The 20,062-nt window shown below is 56.6% G+C and carries 17 protein-coding genes; 9 read left to right on the forward strand and 8 right to left on the reverse strand.

Annotated elements, in window-relative coordinates:
- The first annotated feature begins 7 nt into the window (after nucleotides 1-7).
- The 4 genes from AVCG78_RS18645 (at nucleotide 8) to AVCG78_RS18660 (ending at nucleotide 4,187) form a co-directional block, all read left to right on the forward strand.
- A complete protein-coding gene (locus AVCG78_RS18645) occupies nucleotides 8-907 on the forward strand; it encodes a VOC family protein (protein ID WP_012653705.1) in 900 nt (299 codons plus the stop codon).
- A 332-nt stretch (nucleotides 908-1,239) separates the two neighbouring features.
- Entirely contained in the window at nucleotides 1,240-2,013 is a 774-nt protein-coding gene (locus AVCG78_RS18650; RefSeq protein ID WP_409065497.1) for an acetoacetate decarboxylase family protein, read from the forward strand.
- A 15-nt stretch (nucleotides 2,014-2,028) separates the two neighbouring features.
- Entirely contained in the window at nucleotides 2,029-2,880 is an 852-nt protein-coding gene (locus AVCG78_RS18655) for a fumarylacetoacetate hydrolase family protein (RefSeq protein ID WP_071206842.1), read from the forward strand.
- Between the two features lie 176 nt (nucleotides 2,881-3,056).
- On the forward strand, nucleotides 3,057-4,187 hold the full coding sequence (locus AVCG78_RS18660; RefSeq protein WP_071206841.1) for a PQQ-dependent sugar dehydrogenase: 1,131 nt from the start codon (nucleotides 3,057-3,059) through the stop codon (nucleotides 4,185-4,187).
- 17 nt (nucleotides 4,188-4,204) lie between these two features.
- Here AVCG78_RS18660 and AVCG78_RS18665 read toward each other — a convergent pair whose 3' ends face one another.
- The 6 genes from AVCG78_RS18665 to AVCG78_RS18690 all read right to left on the reverse strand — a co-directional run bounded on the left by AVCG78_RS18665 (nucleotide 4,205) and on the right by AVCG78_RS18690 (nucleotide 12,745).
- Nucleotides 4,205-5,518 (reverse strand): glycoside hydrolase family 130 protein, encoded by a 1,314-nt coding sequence (locus AVCG78_RS18665; protein ID WP_071206840.1) that lies wholly within the window; start codon nucleotides 5,516-5,518, stop codon nucleotides 4,205-4,207.
- A gap of 35 nt (nucleotides 5,519-5,553) precedes the next feature.
- Nucleotides 5,554-7,833, reverse strand: coding sequence for a glycosyltransferase family 4 protein (locus tag AVCG78_RS18670; protein WP_071206839.1), 2,280 nt, complete (start codon nucleotides 7,831-7,833; stop codon nucleotides 5,554-5,556).
- Nucleotides 7,834-7,952: 119 nt separating this feature from the next.
- Nucleotides 7,953-8,306 (reverse strand): hypothetical protein, encoded by a 354-nt coding sequence (locus AVCG78_RS18675; protein WP_234902117.1) that lies wholly within the window; start codon nucleotides 8,304-8,306, stop codon nucleotides 7,953-7,955.
- A gap of 69 nt (nucleotides 8,307-8,375) precedes the next feature.
- The gene (locus AVCG78_RS18680) at nucleotides 8,376-8,579 is read right to left on the reverse strand and encodes a hypothetical protein (RefSeq protein ID WP_071206838.1); all 204 of its coding nucleotides are present in this window, start codon (nucleotides 8,577-8,579) and stop codon (nucleotides 8,376-8,378) included.
- A 242-nt stretch (nucleotides 8,580-8,821) separates the two neighbouring features.
- Nucleotides 8,822-10,978, reverse strand: coding sequence for a catalase (katE, locus tag AVCG78_RS18685; RefSeq protein WP_071584482.1), 2,157 nt, complete (start codon nucleotides 10,976-10,978; stop codon nucleotides 8,822-8,824).
- Nucleotides 10,979-11,140: 162 nt separating this feature from the next.
- Complete coding sequence (locus tag AVCG78_RS18690; RefSeq protein ID WP_071206836.1) at nucleotides 11,141-12,745, reverse strand: inorganic phosphate transporter; 1,605 nt, start codon at nucleotides 12,743-12,745, stop codon at nucleotides 11,141-11,143.
- A gap of 370 nt (nucleotides 12,746-13,115) precedes the next feature.
- Between AVCG78_RS18690 and AVCG78_RS18695 the strand changes: the two genes are divergently transcribed.
- From AVCG78_RS18695 to AVCG78_RS18710, 4 genes are read left to right on the forward strand one after another with little or no spacing between them, the layout of a single operon-like run.
- A complete protein-coding gene (locus AVCG78_RS18695) occupies nucleotides 13,116-14,291 on the forward strand; it encodes an ABC transporter ATP-binding protein (RefSeq protein WP_071206835.1) in 1,176 nt (391 codons plus the stop codon).
- Nucleotides 14,288-15,214, forward strand: a complete 927-nt coding sequence (locus tag AVCG78_RS18700; protein WP_012653715.1) for a carbohydrate ABC transporter permease — start codon at nucleotides 14,288-14,290, stop codon at nucleotides 15,212-15,214. The genes AVCG78_RS18695 and AVCG78_RS18700 overlap by 4 nt, the downstream gene beginning before the upstream one ends.
- Nucleotides 15,214-16,035 (forward strand): carbohydrate ABC transporter permease, encoded by an 822-nt coding sequence (locus AVCG78_RS18705; protein ID WP_071206834.1) that lies wholly within the window; start codon nucleotides 15,214-15,216, stop codon nucleotides 16,033-16,035. Before AVCG78_RS18700 ends, AVCG78_RS18705 begins: the two co-directional genes overlap by 1 nt.
- Before the next feature lie 43 nt (nucleotides 16,036-16,078).
- Entirely contained in the window at nucleotides 16,079-17,374 is a 1,296-nt protein-coding gene (locus AVCG78_RS18710; RefSeq protein WP_071206833.1) for an ABC transporter substrate-binding protein, read from the forward strand.
- 8 nt (nucleotides 17,375-17,382) lie between these two features.
- Here AVCG78_RS18710 and AVCG78_RS27225 read toward each other — a convergent pair whose 3' ends face one another.
- The gene (locus tag AVCG78_RS27225; RefSeq protein WP_267889531.1) at nucleotides 17,383-17,505 is read right to left on the reverse strand and encodes a hypothetical protein; all 123 of its coding nucleotides are present in this window, start codon (nucleotides 17,503-17,505) and stop codon (nucleotides 17,383-17,385) included.
- On the opposite strand from AVCG78_RS27225, the gene AVCG78_RS18715 reads away from it, so the two are divergent.
- Entirely contained in the window at nucleotides 17,476-18,276 is an 801-nt protein-coding gene (locus tag AVCG78_RS18715; protein ID WP_071206832.1) for a phosphodiesterase, read from the forward strand. The genes AVCG78_RS27225 and AVCG78_RS18715 overlap by 30 nt on opposite strands.
- Nucleotides 18,277-18,393: 117 nt before the next feature.
- On the opposite strand, the gene AVCG78_RS18720 is transcribed toward AVCG78_RS18715, so the two are convergent.
- The gene (locus AVCG78_RS18720) at nucleotides 18,394-19,869 is read right to left on the reverse strand and encodes an aldehyde dehydrogenase family protein (RefSeq protein WP_087729903.1); all 1,476 of its coding nucleotides are present in this window, start codon (nucleotides 19,867-19,869) and stop codon (nucleotides 18,394-18,396) included.
- Nucleotides 19,870-20,062 lie beyond the last annotated feature (193 nt).

Below are 20,062 nucleotides of genomic sequence, written 5' to 3' on the forward strand. Positions count from 1 at the left end.
GAAAGCCATGACCTATCTTATCAGACAAATGGGCCACGTGATCATCTCCTCGCCGGATCCTCTGGGCGCGGCACAGGATCTTTGCGATGTCGTTGGCTTGAGGATCACGGAAGTTGACGGCGAAACCGTCTATCTTTCCAGCAACGACCGCCACCACGAAGTCACCTATATCAAGGGCGACGGAAAGGCTGTTGCCTGCGGGCTAGAGGCTGTCAATGCGGATGCCGTAGACGAGGTCTATCGGCGTGCAAAATCCGATGGGCTGGAGATATTGTCGGACAGGCCTCTGGGCAAACATTATGACCGCGCCGTTCGCCTTGTTGCACCCGGCGGGACGATTTTCGAAGTCCATACGCCAATCGCCCGTAACCAGCCCCGTCACTACAGTTATTCGACACCGGGCGCCCGTCCGCGCCGGATTGAACACATCAATTCCTTCGCACCGGATACCGCTGCCTATGGGGATTTCTGCGTCAAAGTTCTGGGTCTGAAGCTGTCGGATATGACGGAAGACGGTGCCTTGCGCTGGTACCGCGCCGAAGATGGCTACCATCACACCATCGCCATGGGGCCGGGCGAAAGCGGATTGCATCACTATGCTTTCGATCTGCACTCACTTCAGGATCTTCAGACGATCGCCGACAATCTTGCCGGAAAAGAGCGCGCTCTGGTCTGGGGTCCGGGCCGTCACGGGGCGGGTGGCAATGTCTTCACCTATTATGCCGATCCGCATGGATGCCTGGTCGAGAACTCGATCGAGCTTGATCGGATCGACAATGATGCAACCTATGAACCGCGCAGCTGGGATATTTCGGAGGGGTTGGCGGGTCGCTGGCTCAATCTCTGGGGCACGCCACCCACTCCCTCGTTCCTGCGTCCGGGGATCGCTTTCGATCCGACCATCTAGATTTTTTCAGGGAAGGCCGTTTCGGCGTTTTCTGGCTGAGATTTATGCGAAGTATCACTGAAAATGGTAGTTCGTATTTCGCTCTTGAATATCTCAAGTCCTTGATAGATTTGAGATATTCGAAGTTTTCTCAGGGTCTGGATGTGGTCAATATCGTCGAGACTTGGTATTTAACGGTCATGCTGGCGTCCTGGCTGGCTGGGAGAGGTTAAAAAATGAGTTTTACATTAAATCCTGCATTCCGGTATCGAATGCCACTGTCCTTCGGACCAGCTCCTGGACCGCGCCAAAAGCCCGGCGGCGGCATGTGGGCGGCCGAGGAGACAGGCCGAATGAACGCCGAGTGGATGGCCGTTACCTACAGAACCTTGCCTGAAAAGCTCGAGGCATTGCTTCCGCCAGGCATGGAACTGCGCGGCGAGCCTCTGGTGACGGTTTCTTGCGCATGGTTCAAAAATCTCTACTGGCTTGCGGGCCGCGGCTACGGGATTGTCGTTGTGGATTTTCCCGTCACCTATCGCGGCAAGACCGAGACGCTTGAAGGCACCTTCTGCCCCGTCCTGTGGGAAGGCGCGCCTGACGCCATCATGACCGGGCGCGATGAGCTTGGCTTTCCCAAAATGTTTGCCGACATTCCGGAAATCGAGCACGATAAGGCACAAGGCACCGCCACCTGCTCTGCGTCCTGGATGGGCTTTAAATTCTTCGATATCGCCCTGACGGATCTGGTTGAGGCTGGCAATGAGCCGGCACTTCCCGGTGCCGATAATGGTCCGTCGATGTATTATAAATATGTCCCACGCACCAGTCCCGGCGGACGGGAGGGTGCCGATATTGCTTATGTGACCACCGCAGCAGCACCGCCCGAGACTGGCGGCAGGGTCAGCAATATCAATTTCGATGGCTTCGATTTCAAACGCTGGACGGCAAAAGGCAGCGTGGCGTGGCACCGGGCGACATTCGAACAATTGCCGCTCAGCGCCCATGTCGTCAATGGAATGGCCTATCTCGACATTCTTGAGGTTACGAAAGTGCAGATGGTGGCCTTTTCCGGCCCCGGTATTGCCGTTTCAGTCAATTCAATGCGCGCGGTTGAGCCGTCTTAGACAGGGAATATTTTTATGAAATTGGCAAGATTCACAATCGACGGCGTCACCCGTCTGGGCAAAGTCGATAATCAGCGGATCGTCGATCTGACTGCCGTTGTTCCAGAATATGGCCATTCAATGCGCCTGCTTTTGGAGGCCTATCCCACACTGCGGCCAGCGTTGGAGGCGGCCACTGAGCCGTCTTATCTGCTTGCCGATGTGCGGCTGGAAGCGCCGGTCGCCGATCCACAAAAATTCCTGGCCATCGGCATGAATTATCAGGCCCATGCCGAAGAAGCGGCTGCGGCAGGTATCAAGACCCCTGAAAGCCAATTGTGGTTCAACAAACAGGTCAGTTGCATAAATGGACCTTACGGTGATGTCGTCGTGCCCGGTGTTTCAAAGATGGTGGATTACGAGGCAGAACTTGGTTTCGTGATCGGTAAACGTTGCCGCCATGTGAGCCGTGAAGCTGCTCGCAGCGTGATCGCCGGCTATCTTGTCGCAAACGATGTGACTGCCCGCGACTGGCAATTCCGTTCGCCCACCTACACATTGGGCAAATCATTCGATACCCATGGCCCCATCGGCCCCTGGATCACCACGGATGACGAAATTGCCGATCCGCATGACCTGACGTTGACCTTGTCGTTGAATGGACAGGAGCGCCAGCGCTCATCGACAGGCGACATGATTTACGACATCTATGATCAGATCGTCTATTTATCGACGGTCATGACATTGGAGCCTGGTGACGTCATTATCACAGGGACACCATCAAACGTCGGAATTGCGACACAGACATTTCTGAAGCCCGGTGACGTCGTCCGCGTTGAAGTGCAGGGCTTAGGGGGCATTGAAAACCGTTGCGTTGCGGAAAACTAGGACCCTTCTGGTTTAATCCAAACCATAACGCACTACATCCTACGAAGAGTCATTAAAGATGGCATTTCGTATTCCTTTTGCAAATATCTCAAGCCTCTGCCGCATCTGAGATATTTGCAATGCCTTCTTCAAGGCGAGGATGCGGTGGCATCTTCGTTTTTGTATAGGGAGGAGACATGAAGTTTCTATCTGTGATGATCGTCTGGGCTGCATGGATCACCTCGGCTCACGCACAAAGCATCAATGCTGGCAATCATCCTGTCTCCTCGACCAAGCCCTTCAGCGCTAAAGAGGTCGCACGCTTCGACACCCCATGGGCGATTGCCTTTCTGCCTGACGGTCGAATGCTGGTGACAGAAAAGCCGGGCCTGATCTTTCTTGTGCTTCAAAACGGGCGGAAAACCCCGGTTGCCAATGTCCCAGCCGTGGCCGCCGAAGGCCAGAACGGTCTTCTCGACATCGCAATTTCACCGAGCTTTGAAAAGAACCGCGAGGTCTATTTTACCTATTCGGAGCCAGGAGCTTCCGGCAGCCGTCTCGTTCTGTCCCGCGCGCAATTGGCGGCATCCGGTACAAGCGCATCGCTGGAAGACATCAAGGTGATCTGGCGCCAGACGCCAGCCGGCGGTGGCGGGCAATCCGGTGGCATTATCGCTTTCGATCCTGATGGCACGCATCTTTACCTGACGGTTGGTGACCGGATGCGCCCGGATACGGCACAGGACCCCGACCAGGCGCGCGGCAAACTTCTGCGGCTCAATCTGGATGGCTCGACGCCTGCGGATAACCCGCATGCGGATCAAGGCGGCGTGAAAGCCCAAACCTTTACGACCGGTCATCGCAATCCCTACGGTCTTGCTTTCGGGCTCGATGGAAAACTGTGGCTGCATGAAATGGGACCGCGCGGCGGCGACGAGCTCAATCTGATCAAAGCCAATGGCAATTATGGCTGGCCGCTGGTGTCAAATGGCGACAATTACAGCGGCACACGGATACCGCGCCATTCGACGAGGCCGGAGTTTATTGCCCCGGCTCTTTACTGGAACCCGGTGATCGCTCCCGCTGGCCTTGCGATCTATGACGGCCCAATGTTTCCGCAATGGCGCGGTTCGGCCCTGATTGGCGGCCTTGCATCCATGGCTTTGATTAGGGTGACATTCGACGCTTCTGGTGGAGCAGAAGAGGCGGATCGCTTCGATATGGAGGCGCGCATCCGCGATGTCGCGGTCGCCCCTGATGGGGCGGTGTGGGTTATCGAGGACGATAGTGAGGGGCGCCTATTGCGTTTGACGCCCGTCAAAGGGTGAAGAATTATTGGTGATCGTCACCCAGTTTGCCCGGCGGGGTGCATTGAGCTCAGGAGCGCGCTGATCTGCACAGTGCTGAAGTTTGAATAGGTGTCCGATACGGCATAGGGCAGGGCGATGAGATCGCCGTGGCGCATGGCGCCGCAGGAATAGACGACATTGGGCACATAGCCTTCACGCTCGGTCGGTTCCGGTTGCAACAAAGGCTCGACCGTGCGCGCCAGGATGATGCTGGGGTCCTCCTTATCGAGAAGGGTGACCCCAATCGAATAGCGCCGCATCGGGCCGACCCCATGGGTGAAGAGCAGCCATCCCTCATCAATCTCGACGGGTGATCCGCAATTGCCGATCTGTACAAACTGCCAGGCGAATTCCGGTTTCATCAGAACAAGACCCTCGTCCCAGTGATGCAGGTCGTCTGAATACAGCAGGAAAAGGTTTTCGCTGTCCTGGCGCGCAATCATCGCAAAGCGCCCATTGATGCGCCGAGGAAAAAGCGCCATGCCCTTGTTGCGGGCTGCCGGACCGCGCAGTGGCGTCAGCGTGAAACTCAGAAAATCCTGGGTTTCCAGAAGCTCCGAGCGGATCGATGAGCCGCTATACGCTGTATAGGTGGCAAAATAGACGGTCTTGCCATCGTCATCGAAAGCCACGAACCGGGCATCCTCTATCCCGTTCGATTGAGCTTCCGTGACCGGAAAGATCACCCGTTCGCTGAGATCGCTTTCACTGTCGAAGCTGATGCCGATGCAACCTGCCGGTGACAGGCCATCACTGGCATGGATGTGCGGCAGACCCGCGAGGCGAACCGGCGGATCGATGGTGACGGCTCCCTCGGCATCGATCATGCCGGTTCGGAAAGTCATGGAGGAAATGTGTCCTTCCCCAACCGCGCGCAGGCTGATGATCAACCGGCAGCACCCTTGCGCCATACCTGTCTGGTCGGGATGTGCTACGATGCTCGGATTGAAGAGGGCCGCGGATTCGAACGAATATTCGTTCATGAAATACGCCCCGACCAATTGTCTCTGCTGCTGACTGAAGCTTTGATGTTGGGAGAAGGCATCCTCCATCGCATCGGCGCGTAGCTCGAACTTGCGCAGCAAGTTACGGTGCCGGCCTTCGAAATTATCGAGAATGTCTCGCAGCTGGTTAGTCGTACCGGTCGGATCGAGAGACAGGACGCGGTCGACAATTTCATTGGCCCGGCTTTTGTCACGGGGGTTCAGGTGGCGTGGTTCCGTCGATGGCTTGAACGGTCGGACGATGACACGGGTGGGATCAGGCCGGAGATAGAGGGCCTGCCGATTGAGGAGGCTTGAATTGGGCAAGGCTGATCCTTTTTTGATTGGCGCTGGAAGAGTGCTTAAGAAAGCTGCTGAAGCTCCGCCAGCTTCGGTGCGGCATGCGTCAGGCGGGATGCCCGGCCAACTTCAAAGCAGGAGATCAAGTAGCAGAGCACGGATTCCGCTCCGCGGTTTTCGTTGGCTCGATCCGGATGCAGTCCGTCCCGGCAACTGCCGGTTTCCGGATCGACAAGGGAAACCCCGTGATCATTGCTGCCGGTAAACCAGGTAAAGGTACGTGTGGCGGCCTCTAGCCATGTCTTGTCGCGGGTAGCATCATAGGCGGCAAGGCAGGCGGAAATTGTCGCTGTCGCTTCCACCGGCTGCTGGTCGAAGAGCTTGGGCGCTTCGCCCACATCGAAAAAGCCATCGGTGCCGACCGGCCTGAACTGGCCACCGGAAGCCGTCTGCTGCTGCATGAGCCAGCCTAGCGTTCTGAGGCCGGTATCCATGAGTTCGTCCGAGCCGGTTGCCATGCCTGTGGCGATCAGGGCTTGCGGAATTCGGGCGTTTTCATAGGAAAGCCCCTCTTCAAACCAATGGCGGTCGGCTGTCGATACCTGGCGTTCGAGCCGCACCAGACGCTCAGCAAGTACTGTGCGCAGTTGTACTGCCGCGTCGTCCTCTGGCGTGACCCTGCAATAGGCATCGAGGCCGATCAGAGTGAAGGCCCAGGCCCGTGGCGAATGGAAATGTTCGACCACAGGGGCCGCTTTGGCAAACAGGGCCGCTGCCCAGCGACGGCGCGGCCGGTCGCTGTCGGAGGAGGCGCAGATGCCGAGCGACCAGAGCGTTCGGCCATGGCTGTCTTCGGAGCCTTTGTCTTCCAGCCACCGGCGGTCAAAGCTCATGAAGTTGCGAAACTGTTTCAGGTCGGGGTTCCAGGCATGCTGGATGAAGCTGGCGAAAGAGGCGGTTCTGCCGTCATGGATGCCGGTTTCTCCGGCTCCCGCCAGATGGCAGGCAAGGATCAGCGCGCGCGCATTGTCATCGACGCAGTAGCCATGCGCACGGTCCGGCACGGAGAAGACCGCATGCTGGAAGATGCCAGTGTCGTCGCACATGGTATTGAAATGACCGAGTTTCAGGGTCGTGCCTTGCTGCGGGCGGGTCATGCTTTGCGTTATGAGATCGCGGATCAGGCGCGGCCGGTAGGCTGCGCGGGCCGTCTCGATGCTTTTCAGATAGAGCGATGCGATATGCGGCCAGATCATCGACCGGCCCGTCTCATAGGCGGCCTTGCGCATCGCCTGACGCGCCTGATCGTCACCCAACAATCGTGCAATCGCCTCGCCTGTCGCCTGCGCATCGCTGAACGGGACAAGAATGCCGCGATGGTCGTCTAGAAGCTCACGGGCGTGCCAGTAAGGGGTCGATACCACAGCGCTGCCCATGCCGAAACTGTAGGCGAGCGTTCCAGACGTCATTTGCGCCTCATCACGATAGGGCGTCACATACACATCGCACATGGCGATGAAATCAAGGAGCGTCGGCACATCGACGAATTGGTTGAGAAAGACGACGGATCGTTCGACGCCGAGTTGTTCAGCGCGGATGCGCAGGCTGTCACGATACGCTTCCTTCTCCCGGCGCAGCAGCGTGGGATGTGTCGCTCCAAGCACAATATACAGCGCGTCGGGCTGCATTTTCAGAATGGCCGGCATGGCATCGATGACCACCTCGATACCCTTGTTGGGGGAGAGAAGTCCAAAGGTCAGAATGATCTGCCGTCCGCTATAGCCCATCTTGCCTTTGGCAAGCTCCGGGTCATGGAAGGGTTTGTCGGGAATGCCGTGGGCGATGACATCGATCTTGCCGGGGGCCACGCCATAGACATTTTCGAGAAACTCCCGCCCCTTTTCTGCCATGACCACGACACGGCTCGATGCCCCAGCCACCTGTTGCAACACCCGTTTCTGGGATGGTGTCGGCTCGGCAAGGATGGTGTGAAATGTCGTGATGACGGGAATTCGCAGGTGTGACAGCAGGGTAAGAATGAACTCGCCGTCCGGGCCACCGAAGATGCCGAACTCGTGCTGCAATGAGACGGCCCTGTAATCCCCATTATTCAGGATACGGGCAGCGGTCACATAGTCCTCAATCTCACCATCGCGGACGTCAAACACCACGTTGGCCGGATAGGCGTAGTTCAGTTTGTCATCGGTCATCGCGATGATGCTGGTCTCTATACCCTGTGACGGATTGGACATGGCGTGGCTGAGGTCGGTGGTGAACGTGGCGATCCCGCACTGCCTTGGAAGCGAATTACCGATAAATGCGATACGCTTGGTCTTGATCATCAGAGGTTCCCTTCAGAACGCCGTCGCCGGTGGGTTGACTGCCGGCTCGTCCCTGGATTGGGAGCCTGCGATGGTGTGAACAGTGAGTGTCTTTCCGGTTCCTCTTGAACCTGGCGTGGCTATCCAGTTGCGGTGATGGATGTCATCCGATCCTTCTCGATGGCGGCGTCCAGATCCAAATTGTCGATGGCGACAAGGCTTGTTGTCGATCCCTTGGCAATTTCGATCAGCGTTGCCACCCGCCGATAGGCGAGCCAGGAAATGCCAGTAATCTGTTCTTCATCATCCTTGACCTGATAGTCACCGGCGGGCTGCGTACCCTCAAGGCCAGGAAGGGTGAAAGGGCATTCGAAATGCACGATGCGTGTCTTGGTTCTGGTAAACATCGATCTGGCTTCCTTGAACTGGCATGACAGGATAGCAAGCTGGCACAGCGGGTTCGGCACGGCATGAACCGTGTTGCGCAATTCCAACAATGGAGGCGCCGCATCTATAGACTGTGAGCTGCAATCCGGCCGTTCCGTAGCGCGGCTGAAACTGTTTTATCGAAAGCCATCATGACCGACAAAGCGAATGTCTTGCGCAGATGGAGCCATCATAAAACGGGTGACGTTTCGGCGCAGACCCGGTTTGGTCGTGAGAGATTTTAGGCAAGCGCTTTGTGAAGCCGTTGGTGTCAGGCCGAGGCGCACGTTGCCAATTGGCTTGAAAGGGTCGATTGACTCGAAAAGACTGTCGGAAGACATGTTGTCCTCCTTTATTGGGGCCAGGGTGCGTGCCGCCCAGAAAATGACAGTGCCCTTACAATGGCTGACATCAGGATAGAAGTGGGGTTCTGCGTCGAGATTGCAAGGCGCGATTGTGATTTATCTCGTGGCACATCCCTCAATCATGGGTTTCCAAGTTATTCTAACCTTTTCTCGCTTGGCGTAACCGCTGACATCAGCGGTTACGCTCATTTTGGGAGCGGAGATGGGACTTTTTCCGATCAATCGTCCAGAGGCACGGATGCTTTCCCGAGTTTTACAGAGGGCTCCCGCGCCCAGACGCGAAGCTTGCCCAGCTTTTCGATGAAATCGGCAATACCATCTTCACCTGGAAGACCAATGGTGCCTTCATCGAGATCTTCGGTTATGCCAGCCTTCTCGAAAAGGGGCATGGCGCTTTGGGTATAACCGATGAACTTGCAGTGCTGAAAGGCGTCGGCAACGAAATCCCGGGCCGTTGCTTCCTTCACAAGATCTGCCATGCCAGCATCTGAGGTCAGAACCGCCACGGCGTCAAACAGGACGGATGGTCCTCCATCGATCATATGATGCGCTTCGATCCAGGTGCCGTCGGAACCCGTCACGCCGCCAACCTTTGGGGCAATCAACTCGAATTCGGCTTTTGCCGTGGTGACAGCGTCCGTCAGCGCCTTGAGAAGCTTCACGTCGACGCCATCGGTGATAAGGATGCCGAGTTTGCGGCCTTCGAAGCGCTTGGGGCCTCGCTTGATGATGCTGAGTACAGGGGACGGCTCAAGGTCGTCGCGTGTCGGCACAGCAGCATCAGCCGGCTTGGGCATGCTTTTAAAGCCCAGTTTTTCCGCGACGGTCGTGGCCAGCGTTTCATCGATATTCATCAGATGCGCCACCATCCGCTCCCGGATGACAGGCATTTCCACTTTGCTTAGCTCGAACGTGAGAGCGGCTGCAATGTGGCGCTGTTCCGGGGGCGTTTGGCTGATATAGAATTGCCGGGCCTGGCTGTAGTGATCGGCGAAGCTTTCCGGGCGCAGGCGGACCTTGGTACCCTGTTCCTCCGCAGGAAAGTGACGATAGCCGCGCGTTGGCGATTCCCGGGGTCCCTCGCCAAATGAGTTCGGCTGATAATTCGCTCGACCCACCGGATTGCGCATCGCCATATGGCCATCCTGCTGGAAATTCGCGAAGGGACACTTTGGTGCATTGATCGGCAGATGGGTGAAATTCGGTCCGCCCAGGCGTTTCAGCTGGGTGTCGAGATAGGAAAAATTGCGGCCTTGCAGCAGGGGGTCATTGCTGAAATCAATCCCCGGCGGAACATTCTGCGTCATGAATGCGACTTGCTCGGTCTCTGCAAAAAAGTTGTCCGGCATCCGATCCAGCACCAGACGACCGATTGCCTTCGGCGGCAATATTTCTTCCGGGATGATTTTGGTCGGGTCTAGCACGTCGAAATCAAAGCTGTCGGCAAATTCCTGATCGAACAGCTGGACCTGCAATTCCCATTCGGGAAAGTTTCCAGACTTGATTGCATGCCACAGATCGCGTCGATGGAAATCCGGATCGGCGCCATTGATTTTGACCGCTTCGTTCCAGGCCACCGATTGAAGGCCGAGCTTCGGTTTCCAATGAAACTTGACGAAGGTGGATTCGTCATTGGCATTGACGAAGCGGAACGTATGGACGCCGAAACCTTCCATAAAGCGCAATGATCTTGGAATTGTCCGATCCGACATGATCCACATGATCATGTTCATGCTCTCGGGCGTCAGAGAAATGAAATCCCAGAAATTGTCATGGGCGGTCTGTGCCTGGGGAAATGCACGGTCCGGCTCCTGTTTCGCGGCGTGGATAAGATCGGGAAACTTGATGGCATCCTGTATGAAAAAGACGGGAATGTTGTTGCCAACCAGATCCCAATTGCCTTCCTTGGTGTACATTTTCACCGCAAAGCCGCGTACGTCGCGGGCAAGGTCGGCTGAGCCCTTGTTTCCCGCCACCGTCGAAAACCGAACGAAAACAGGGGTTTTTTCACCGGGCCGCTGGAACACGTCGGCGCGCGTGTACTCCGCCAAGGATTCGTAGGTTTCAAAGAAGCCGTGGGCACCGTAGCCTCGGGCATGAACGACGCGCTCTGGAATGCGCTCATGGTCGAAGTGGAAAATCTTTTCTCTGAAATGGAAGTCGTCAACGACAAGCGGACCACGATCACCGATACGAAGGGAGTTCTGATCGTCTGCGACAGGCCCTCCCTGGGCTGTGGTCAAAACCTGATCATTTTCAGCGATCTGGTGAAGTTCGCCGCCCTTGCCGCGCACAAGTTTCTGATCGTGGATGGTGGCCTCATTCGAGATTGCAGCCGCATTCTTGCCTTGGTTTTGGGACCGTTGCTTTGGCATATTCTCTCCGCGATTTTGTTGATGTACAAAAGCGAACTGAATACGCAGCTGTTGGTTCCATTATTTTCACGCGCAACCGGTCACAATGCGACGCGGACATCTGCCGCGTCGCATTCCGTCACCATCAGAAATCATGCCAGGCTCTCTCTGTTTGGGGTGGCTTCAAAACACTTGGCGCAGGACCACGTAAAGCACAAAGGCGATGGCAATCGAGGCAGGGAGTGTCAAGACCCAGGCCATCAGCATATTGCGGACGGTGGACCATTGCAGGCCGGACCCGTTGGCGGTCATCGTGCCGGCAACACCCGATGACAGGACATGGGTTGTCGATACCGGCAGGCCGAAATGGTCGGCGGCCCCGATCGTTACCATGGCGACGATTTCAGCGGCAGCACCCTGGCCATAGGTGAGATGGGTCTTGCCGATCTTTTCACCGACCGTGACAACGATGCGCCGCCAGCCGATCATCGTTCCCAGACCGAGCGCCAGCGCCACAGCAACCTTCACCCAGGTCGGAATGAACTTCGTCGCATTGTCGACCGCCTTGTGATAGGCGCTGACAGCAGCAAGATCGCTTGCCTCCATCGGCAGCAGCTTCTGCTTGTCGATCAGCTTCAAGGCCTCACCGATCAGGTAAATATCGTTTCTGATATTTTGCACCAGATGGTTTGGAACGGCTTCCAGCGTTGGGAAAGCGGCGACTTCCGCGCTTGTCGCGTGGATATATTGCTGGAGGGCGAGTGTCGTGGTGTCGCTCCAGGCCTTGGTCTTGACGGCATCCGCCACGGTGGCTTTTGCATCTGCGACGGACACACCCGGCTTGACATATTTGCCGAGCGCGGTTTCGACCTGCGCCGAGGAAGATTTATAGGCTTCGAGATAATTCACATCTGGCGTGCGATTGAGCGCGAAAGCCGTTGGCACCAGGCCGATCAGAATCAGCATGATCAAGCCCATGCCTTTCTGGCCGTCGTTCGATCCATGCGCAAAACTGACACCGGTACAGGTGAAGATCAACAGGCCTCTGATCCAGAGCGGCGGCGGCTGATTGGTTTTCGGCTCCTGGTAAAGCGCCTTGTTCTTCACGAACAGCTTCATGGCCAACAACAGGATGGCAGAAAAGCCAAAGCCGATCAGAGGTGAGATCAGCAGGGACAGGCCGATATTGGTCGCCTGCGACCAGTCGACGCCACTCGTTGCCGAACCGGCTGGTGCCAGAAACTGATTGGCGAGACCGACGCCGATAATCGAGCCGACCAGGGTGTGCGAGCTGGAGGAGGGCAGGCCCAGATACCAGGTGCCAAGGTTCCAGACGATGGCAGCGATCAACAGGGCAAACACCATGGCAAGGCCGGAGCCGGAGCCGACCTGAAGGATCAACTCTACGGGCAAAAGGGAAAGGATGCCAAAGGCAACGGCGCCGCTGGATGTTAGAACACCGAGGAAATTGAAAAATCCCGACCACATGACCGCGAATTCAGCGGGCATCGAGCGTGTGTAGATCACGGTGGCGACTGCATTGGCCGTATCGTGGAAGCCGTTGACGAACTCAAACCCGAGCGCGATCAGAAGCGCAAGCCCCAAAAATATCCAGGGAACCGCGACGGTGCTGGTCAGATCCTGGCCAAGAGCGTAGCCGATATAGCCTAGTCCGACCAACAGTACCACGCCGAACACCGGCATGAACCACTTGCCCGATCCATGCGCCCGGTCAAGGGGATGGCCCGCGCTATTGAGCGGCGAATTCGAAGGCGCTAATTCAGCCATTCAAGGTCCTCACATTTGATATTTGTTAAGGAGTTTTGGCGGCTTTGAGTGAACCTTTCATGACACCCACCTCGCCACAGCTTTCTCTTCAATGAAAGAGGTGAATGCAAAAGCGCATTTATTCTAGGCGTTGGGTAAGCAAAACCCTTTCCGGAAATTTGAGTGGTTGAGATGGATACAATTTAAGCGATTATTTAATTTGTGGTTGCCCAAAGTCATACAGGCGGCTTGTTTCTTCTGTTTCAAAGCGTGAGTGAGCAATAAGTATATTTATTGTCATTGTACCGTGACCTTTCACTAAACATTCGCAGATCCGTTGTTTGGCTGTCATAATGCCGCCCCATTACACGCTCCGTCGAAGGAGCGCATAATGATGCAACATTCTCTAAAACTGGCTGGAATTGGAAAAAGCTTCGCGGCTGATGATATTCTGAAGAATATTGATCTCGAGGTGCATCCCGGCGAGTTCTTGTCGCTTGTTGGCATGTCCGGCTGTGGCAAGTCGACCCTGTTGCGGATCATCGCTGGGTTGGAGCGGCCCGATCGCGGTCAGGTTCTGATCGATAATTCGGATGTGACCGACATGGATCCGAGCGACCGCAATCTGGCGATGGTGTTCCAGTCCTATGCGCTCTATCCCCATATGACCGTGCGGCAGAACATCGCCACACCGCTGCGGATGCGGCGTTTGTCGCTTGCGGGTCGATTGCCGCTGATCGGGCGTCTGGTAGCGCCTTCCGAGATTGTCAAGGACATCAAGCGCAGCGTTGAAGAGGCTGCGGAGACATTGCAGATTGCGCATCTTCTGGACCGGAGACCTGCTCAGCTTTCAGGTGGCCAGCGGCAGCGTGTGGCGCTGGCGCGGGCGCTGGTGCGTTCGCCTGCTGCCTTCTTGATGGATGAGCCACTTTCCAATCTCGATGCCAAGCTTCGCGCCCATATGCGCGATGAGCTTGTCGGCCTGCATCGCCGCCTTGGCGCTACCTTCATCTATGTCACCCATGATCAGATCGAGGCCATGACCATGTCGGATCGTGTCGCGCTGATGCATGAGGGCCGCATCGAGCAATTGGGCACACCCGATGAACTGTACCACCGGCCAGCGACATTGACGGTGGCGCGCTTCATAGGCACCCCATCAATCAACCTTCTGCCTGTCATGATCGGCATGCAGGGACAGGTTACCGCTTTCGGAAAAGACCTCGACCTGCGGGCATTAGACCAGGATGGCGGACCGGCAACGCTTGGGCTTCGGGCAGAAGACCTGCGCGTCCAAGATCTTAGGGCCCAAGATCTGCGTGCAAGCGGCAACGGCTTTGCCGTGCGCGTCCAGCGCAGCGAGACCCATGGCGCCGACCGGTTCGTAACCTGCCGCCTTATCGATGATGAAACGGTCGTGGTGACCATGCGGCAAGGCGCGCGCGACGTCCTCGGTGCTGATGCACATGGTCTGATGACCATTGGCTTTGCACCTGAGCGTGCTCATCTGTTTGGCGCAGATGGCACGCGCTGCGCCGTTTCTGTTCGTGAACGGGTGGCGGCATGACTGCTGGCTCGTCCTCAATGGCGCTTACGGCTAAGCCTCGTGCAAGCTGGCAAACAGCCGAGCGCCGGATGGTTCGCCGTGGTCTGTTGTTTGCGGCCCCGGCCGTTTTGCTGTTGCTGGCGATTTATATCGTTCCAATGCTTGTGCTGGCCGCCTTTTCTGTCACGGATTACCAACTCGGTGCTCTCACCATTCACTTTGTCGGGCTCGGCAATTTCATCAAGGCGTTTCACGATCCCGTCTTCATTCGGGCAGTGATCAATACGGCGATCTATGCCGTGATCGTCATTCCTCTCGGCGTTTTCCTGGCGCTTGGCGTGGCGCTTCTGGTGCATAATCGCAAGCGCAGCCGGGCCTTCTGGGAAGTCGCCTATTTTCTTCCGGTCACCGCTACGCTTGTGGCGATGGCAACCGTCTGGCAATTCCTGCTGCACCCCTCACTCGGGCCGGTGAATGCGGCAATCAAATGGCTGGGATTCGAGCCCGTCGCCTTCCTGTCCAATCCGATGCTGCTCATTCCAACCATGGCATGGATTGGTGTCTGGCAGGTTCTCGGTTTCAACATGGTGCTGTTTCTTGCCGGGCTGACGGCCATTCCTAAAGATCTACATGAGGCGGTGCGGTTGGATGGCGCCAAAAATTCCATCGACCGGTTTTTCACCGTCACCTGGCCAATGCTGGGACCAACGACCCTGTTCGTGGTTGTCACAACATCGATCTCGGCTTTCAAGGTTTTCGAGACGGTGGCGGTACTGACCAAGGGCCGGTCCGGCTCGGAAACCTTGTTGTTCGATCTCTATCTCGAAGGGTTCGAGTATTCGAATACTGGCTACGCCGCAGCTTTGACACTGCTCTTTCTGGCCATCGTCCTGATCCTGTCGATTGGCCAGACTCTGCATATGGACCGGAAGGTACATTATTGATGACCCGGTTTCGTACCTATCTTCCGCATGTTGTCCTGGCCGCTGGCGCTTTCGTCATGCTCTTGCCGTTCTACTGGATGGTTTTGACCTCGATCCGTTCGCCATCGGAAATATTCAATGTTTCCCTCTGGCCGATCCCGGAAAAATTCGAGGGCGTGGAAAACTACGCAAGAGCCGCCAGTCAGGTGCCGATGGCCCGCTTCATGCTAAATGGCGTCATCGTCTGTTTTGGCATCCTGTTCGTCCAGGTTCTGACTGCGGTTCCCGCAGCCTATGCTTTGGCTAAACTTCGCTTTCCGGGGCGAAAACTGTTGTTGACGCTGGTGATTGCCGCACTCTGCGTGCCGATCCAGGCGCTGGCTCTGCCGCTGTTTGTCGGACTGGCGAAGGCACAGCTCCTCAACACCTATTTCGCCATGATGGCGCCCTTCTTCCTGTCAGTTTTCGCAATCTTCCTGTTCCACCAATCCTTCCGCAGCTATCCCGATGAAATCATCGAGGCGGCGCGGATGGATGGTTTTTCCGAGATGGAAATCTGCTGGGGCCTGGTCTTGCGCGGCTCGTTGCCGTCGCTCGCGGCTTTTGCGGTCTTTTCGCTGGTTGCCCATTGGAACGATCTCTATTGGCCGATGATCGTGATTTCCGACACCAATCTGGCTCCGCCGCCTCTGGGTATGCTGTTGTTCGCGGATGTTGAATCCGGCGCGAATTACGGTGCGCTGATGGCTGGCGCTACACTGATTACCGCGCCGATGGTGCTGTGCTTCCTCCTGGCACGGCGGCACTTCATCGCGGGTATCACCATGACCGGCGTTAAGTGACGTCGTTCACATGCTCCTCCTCCCAACCTTTTCGGAGACGACAATGAAAATCAACCGACGCACTGTGGTGAGCGGTCTGGCTTTGGGCCTGGCTGCTGCCGGGCTTTCCACGCCCGTGCTGGCTGCCGACGAAGTCACGCTCAACGTGCTTTACAATCTGCCGGGCTTCACGAAATTCCATCAGCCGCTGGCCGATGCGTTCATGAAGAACAATCCGAATGTAAAGATCAATTTTCTGGCGCCCGCTCCAGGCTATAACGAGGGTCAGCAGCAGGTCCTGCGCGCTGCCGTGACCGGCAATCTGCCGGATGTTTATTTCTCAGGCTTCAACCTGACCGCGGAGCTGGTTCACACACTGGCACCCCGCAACCAGATCACTGATCTGGCGCCCTTCATCGCGGCGGAAGGCGGCCAGGCCTTCCTCGACAAAAATTACAACCCGAAAATGGCGGCCCTCGGCCAGATCGATGGCAAGCAATACGGCTTGCCCGTCAATGCCTCCTCGCCAATCATCTATATCAATGCTGATCTGGTAAAGAAGGCTGGCGGCGATCCAGACAATATGCCCAAAACCTTTCCCGAACTGATCTCGCTGGCCAAGAAGATCCACGCGCTCGATCCGAAAATCTCCGGCATGGGCTACGACATCAATGGTTGGCCGGATGACTGGCTTTGGCAGGCATTGGTTCTCGAGCAGGGCGGCACATTGGTCAACGAAAAGACCAAGACTGTGGCTTTTGACAACGAGATTGGCCTCAATGCTCTGAAAATGGTTCGCCAGTTCGTGACCGAGGGTGGTCAGACCCTGCTCGACTGGGACCAGTCCCGTCAGCAATTTGGTGCTGGTCTCACTGGTTTCATCTTCTCGACACCGGCCCATGTTCAGACGATCGAGGGACTGGTGGGCGACCGTTTCAAGCTGAAGACGGCAACCTTCCCGCTGGACAACCCGGAAAAGGGTGGCGTACCGACGGGCGGCAACTCGGCCGTGATCCTGACGCAGGACAAGGCCAAGCAGGACGCCGCCTGGAAATATCTGAAATGGATCACCGGTCCTGAGGCGCAGAACACCATCGTGCGGATCACCGGCTATCTGCCAACCAACAAGCTTGCCACCGGTGCCGACTATCTGGCGCCTTATTATGCCGAGCATCCGAATGTAAAGACCGCCTCGCTCCAGGCAGACCGGTCCTTGCCTTGGGCCGGTTACCCAGGCGGCGATTCCGTTCGCGTCTGGCGCACTCAGCGCGACATTATCGGCACGGTCATGCGCGGTGAAGTGACGCCGGAGGCTGGCCTGAAGCAGATGGTCGATCAGACCAATGCCTTGTTGAAATAACCAATCGGTCAGGGCATCGACGATGCTTGTGCATCGTCCTTTTCAAGAACGGCAAGGCTGCGGGGAATGTTCTCCGCAGCTCTTTTCCAGAAAGACGGATAATGAAGATCATCCAGATCACCGATACCCATCTTATGCCGCCGGGCATGGTGGTGAACGGAGTCGATCCCGAAAAACAGCTGCGTGCGGCGGTGGGCGACATTGTTAAAAAACATGCCGATGCAGATCTTCTGGTGATGACCGGTGATCTGTGTAACTACGGCGACCCCGAAGCCTACGCGCTTCTACGCGATATTCTGGCGCCAATACCGTTCGACATCCGCCTGATGCTGGGCAACCATGATCGCAGGCCGGAATTCCAGGCTGCCTTTCCGGGGCAACCATCCGATAGAAATGGTTATGTCCAGTCCTTTTTGGATACAGAATTCGGACGGCTGCTGTTCCTGGACAGTCACGAAGCGGACGTCATCGGCGGCATGTACGGTGCCGACCGCCTTGCATGGCTCGATGCTACCTTGGAAAGCGCTGGCGATTTGCCCGTCACGGTTTTCATCCATCATCCCCCGATGGACTGCGGTATCCGGCATTTCGAAAGGATCGGCCTGCATGACGATGGCGCGCTGATGCGCCACCTCAGCGCCCACAGCGCAGGGATCCGTCATATTGTGTTCGGCCATATTCACGTGCCGCTTGCCGGCACGAGCGCCGAAGGCATCAGCTACAGTTCAGGCCAGGCCTGCGCGCACCGCTTCATCACCGATCTCGATGCGCCCGACCCGCTCTGGACCGGCGGCAATCCCTGCTATCGGATCATCTGCCTCGATAATCACGGGCTGCGTGCCTATAGCGCCGAAGTGGGTGAGGCTATCCTCGGACAAGCATCCATTTGCGAAGGACCGTGATCGAATTCCTGCCAATCATTTCAGGATAAATCGCGGGCAGTCGTTTTTCTCTGCTCGCATTTTTTTAAATCCGAAAACCGCACCGCTGTCTCCAGCGGTGCGGTTTTCGTTATCGTCTTATCGCTGTACCGAGATGAAATGATCCGTTGTGAACTCTTCAACGGCCCATTTGCCGTTAAAGCGTCCGAGACCGGAGTTTTTCTCTCCACCAAACATCACATGCGGATAGTCATGGATGGTGATGTCGTTGATATGGGACATTCCAGCTTCGATCTGCTGAGCAAAGGCCAATCCACGGGCCTCGTCACGGGTGAAGACGGCGCTGGAAAGGCCAAATTCGGTGTCATTGGCGAAGGCCAAAGCCTGTGCTTCGTCTTGAGCGCGGATGATCGGTGCGACCGGGCCGAAGATCTCATTGCGGGCGAAGTCGGAATCGTTGGTCACATCGGCAAAGACATGCGGTGCCACCACCCGTCCCTCAATGGGGCCGGATACGCATTCGCGGAAGCCGCTGTCGCGCGCCCGCGCAATGCTTGCGGTCACGCTGCGCAGCTGGCTGTCGTTGCAAAGCGGGCCGATCAAGGTATCCGGCTCGTTCGGGTTTCCGAATTTGATTGTCTTTACCGCAGCAGTAAAAGCCTCGACGAAGTTGTCATAAATCGAGGCGTCGACGATGATGCGGTTCGTGCTCATGCAGATTTGGCCTTGATGCATGAAACGACCGATCAGTGCCGCTCCAACAGCCTTTTCCAGATCGGCATCATCGAGAACCACCAGCGGCGCATTGCCGCCAAGCTCAAGGCCTACACGCTTGAGCAGGGAGGATTCACCCGCCACCTGGGCGATATGGCGTCCAACGGGTGTGGAGCCGGTAAAGGTGAGGACGCGAGGAACCGGATGACGCGAGAAAGCGTCGCCGATGACGCTCGAGCTACCGACCACGACATTGAGCAAGCCTGCTGGCAGGCCAGCTTCCTCATAGATCTTGGCCAACAGAAGGCCGCCTGTGACCGGCGTGTCGTTCGACGGTTTCAAAACGACGGCGTTTCCAAGCGCAAGCGCCGGTGCGACAGAACGGTTCGACAGATGCAGCGGAAAATTCCACGGGCTGATAACACCGACGACGCCGACGGGCTTTTTGTAAACCCGCGCTTCCTTGCCTGGCTTGTCGACCGGAATGATATGTCCCTGGGCGGCAGCGGGCAAGGTGACGGCTTCCAGCATGCCAGCGCGCACCGCGCCCCATTCTATGCCAGCCTTGATGCGTGTACTGCCGGATTCACGAATAATCCAGCTAATGATTTCTTCCTTGCGGGCGTCAAGAATCGAGACCGCTCTCAGAAACACCGCTGCGCGCTCGCTCGGCAATACCCGCGCCCATTCGGTTTGGGCAGCCTTGGCTGCACCGAAGGCACGATTAAGGTCGTCAAGGCTTGCCTGGGATATTTCCGCCACAACCGTATCATCGTAAGGATTGCGATCAAGGGCCGTCTTTCCCTCGGTGCCTTCCACCCAGCGACCGGCAATATACTGCCCGGAAAATCCTTCATAGGCCTGTGGTTGGAATGCGGACTGACCAATATTCTGTTGCAAGACGTCTCCTCCTCTTGCCGGTTTTACGCGCCTTCGCCACGCCAATGCCGCCAGCATAGGATGGCGGTAAACGAAGGCGGTCTATCTCTTTGCGGCGGGAAGAATACGGCGAAAGCCTCAGTCAATCAATATGAATTATTGATTTATGATAAAAATGGTAATTCATAATTTTTATTGTATCAATAAATGAGTT

Source organism: Gillisella vitis (assembly GCF_021559775.1).
Lineage (GTDB): Bacteria > Pseudomonadota > Alphaproteobacteria > Rhizobiales > Rhizobiaceae > Allorhizobium > Allorhizobium ampelinum.

Bases quoted from the DNA above. Each gene is read 5' to 3' on its own strand.
- AVCG78_RS18645 (WP_012653705.1), top strand. From the start codon at position 8: ATGACCTATCTTATCAGACAAATGGGCCACGTGATCATCTCCTCGCCG.
- AVCG78_RS18650 (WP_409065497.1), top strand. From the start codon at position 1,240: ATGAACGCCGAGTGGATGGCCGTTACCTACAGAACCTTGCCTGAAAAG.
- AVCG78_RS18655 (WP_071206842.1), top strand. From the start codon at position 2,029: ATGAAATTGGCAAGATTCACAATCGACGGCGTCACCCGTCTGGGCAAA.
- AVCG78_RS18660 (WP_071206841.1), top strand. From the start codon at position 3,057: ATGAAGTTTCTATCTGTGATGATCGTCTGGGCTGCATGGATCACCTCG.
- AVCG78_RS18670 (WP_071206839.1), bottom strand. From the start codon at position 7,833: ATGATCAAGACCAAGCGTATCGCATTTATCGGTAATTCGCTTCCAAGG.
- AVCG78_RS18680 (WP_071206838.1), bottom strand. From the start codon at position 8,579: ATGTCTTCCGACAGTCTTTTCGAGTCAATCGACCCTTTCAAGCCAATT.
- katE (WP_071584482.1), bottom strand. From the start codon at position 10,978: ATGCCAAAGCAACGGTCCCAAAACCAAGGCAAGAATGCGGCTGCAATC.
- AVCG78_RS18690 (WP_071206836.1), bottom strand. From the start codon at position 12,745: ATGGCTGAATTAGCGCCTTCGAATTCGCCGCTCAATAGCGCGGGCCAT.
- AVCG78_RS18695 (WP_071206835.1), top strand. From the start codon at position 13,116: ATGATGCAACATTCTCTAAAACTGGCTGGAATTGGAAAAAGCTTCGCG.
- AVCG78_RS18700 (WP_012653715.1), top strand. From the start codon at position 14,288: ATGACTGCTGGCTCGTCCTCAATGGCGCTTACGGCTAAGCCTCGTGCA.
- AVCG78_RS18705 (WP_071206834.1), top strand. From the start codon at position 15,214: ATGACCCGGTTTCGTACCTATCTTCCGCATGTTGTCCTGGCCGCTGGC.
- AVCG78_RS18710 (WP_071206833.1), top strand. From the start codon at position 16,079: ATGAAAATCAACCGACGCACTGTGGTGAGCGGTCTGGCTTTGGGCCTG.
- AVCG78_RS18715 (WP_071206832.1), top strand. From the start codon at position 17,476: ATGAAGATCATCCAGATCACCGATACCCATCTTATGCCGCCGGGCATG.
- AVCG78_RS27225 (WP_267889531.1), bottom strand. From the start codon at position 17,505: ATGGGTATCGGTGATCTGGATGATCTTCATTATCCGTCTTTCTGGAAA.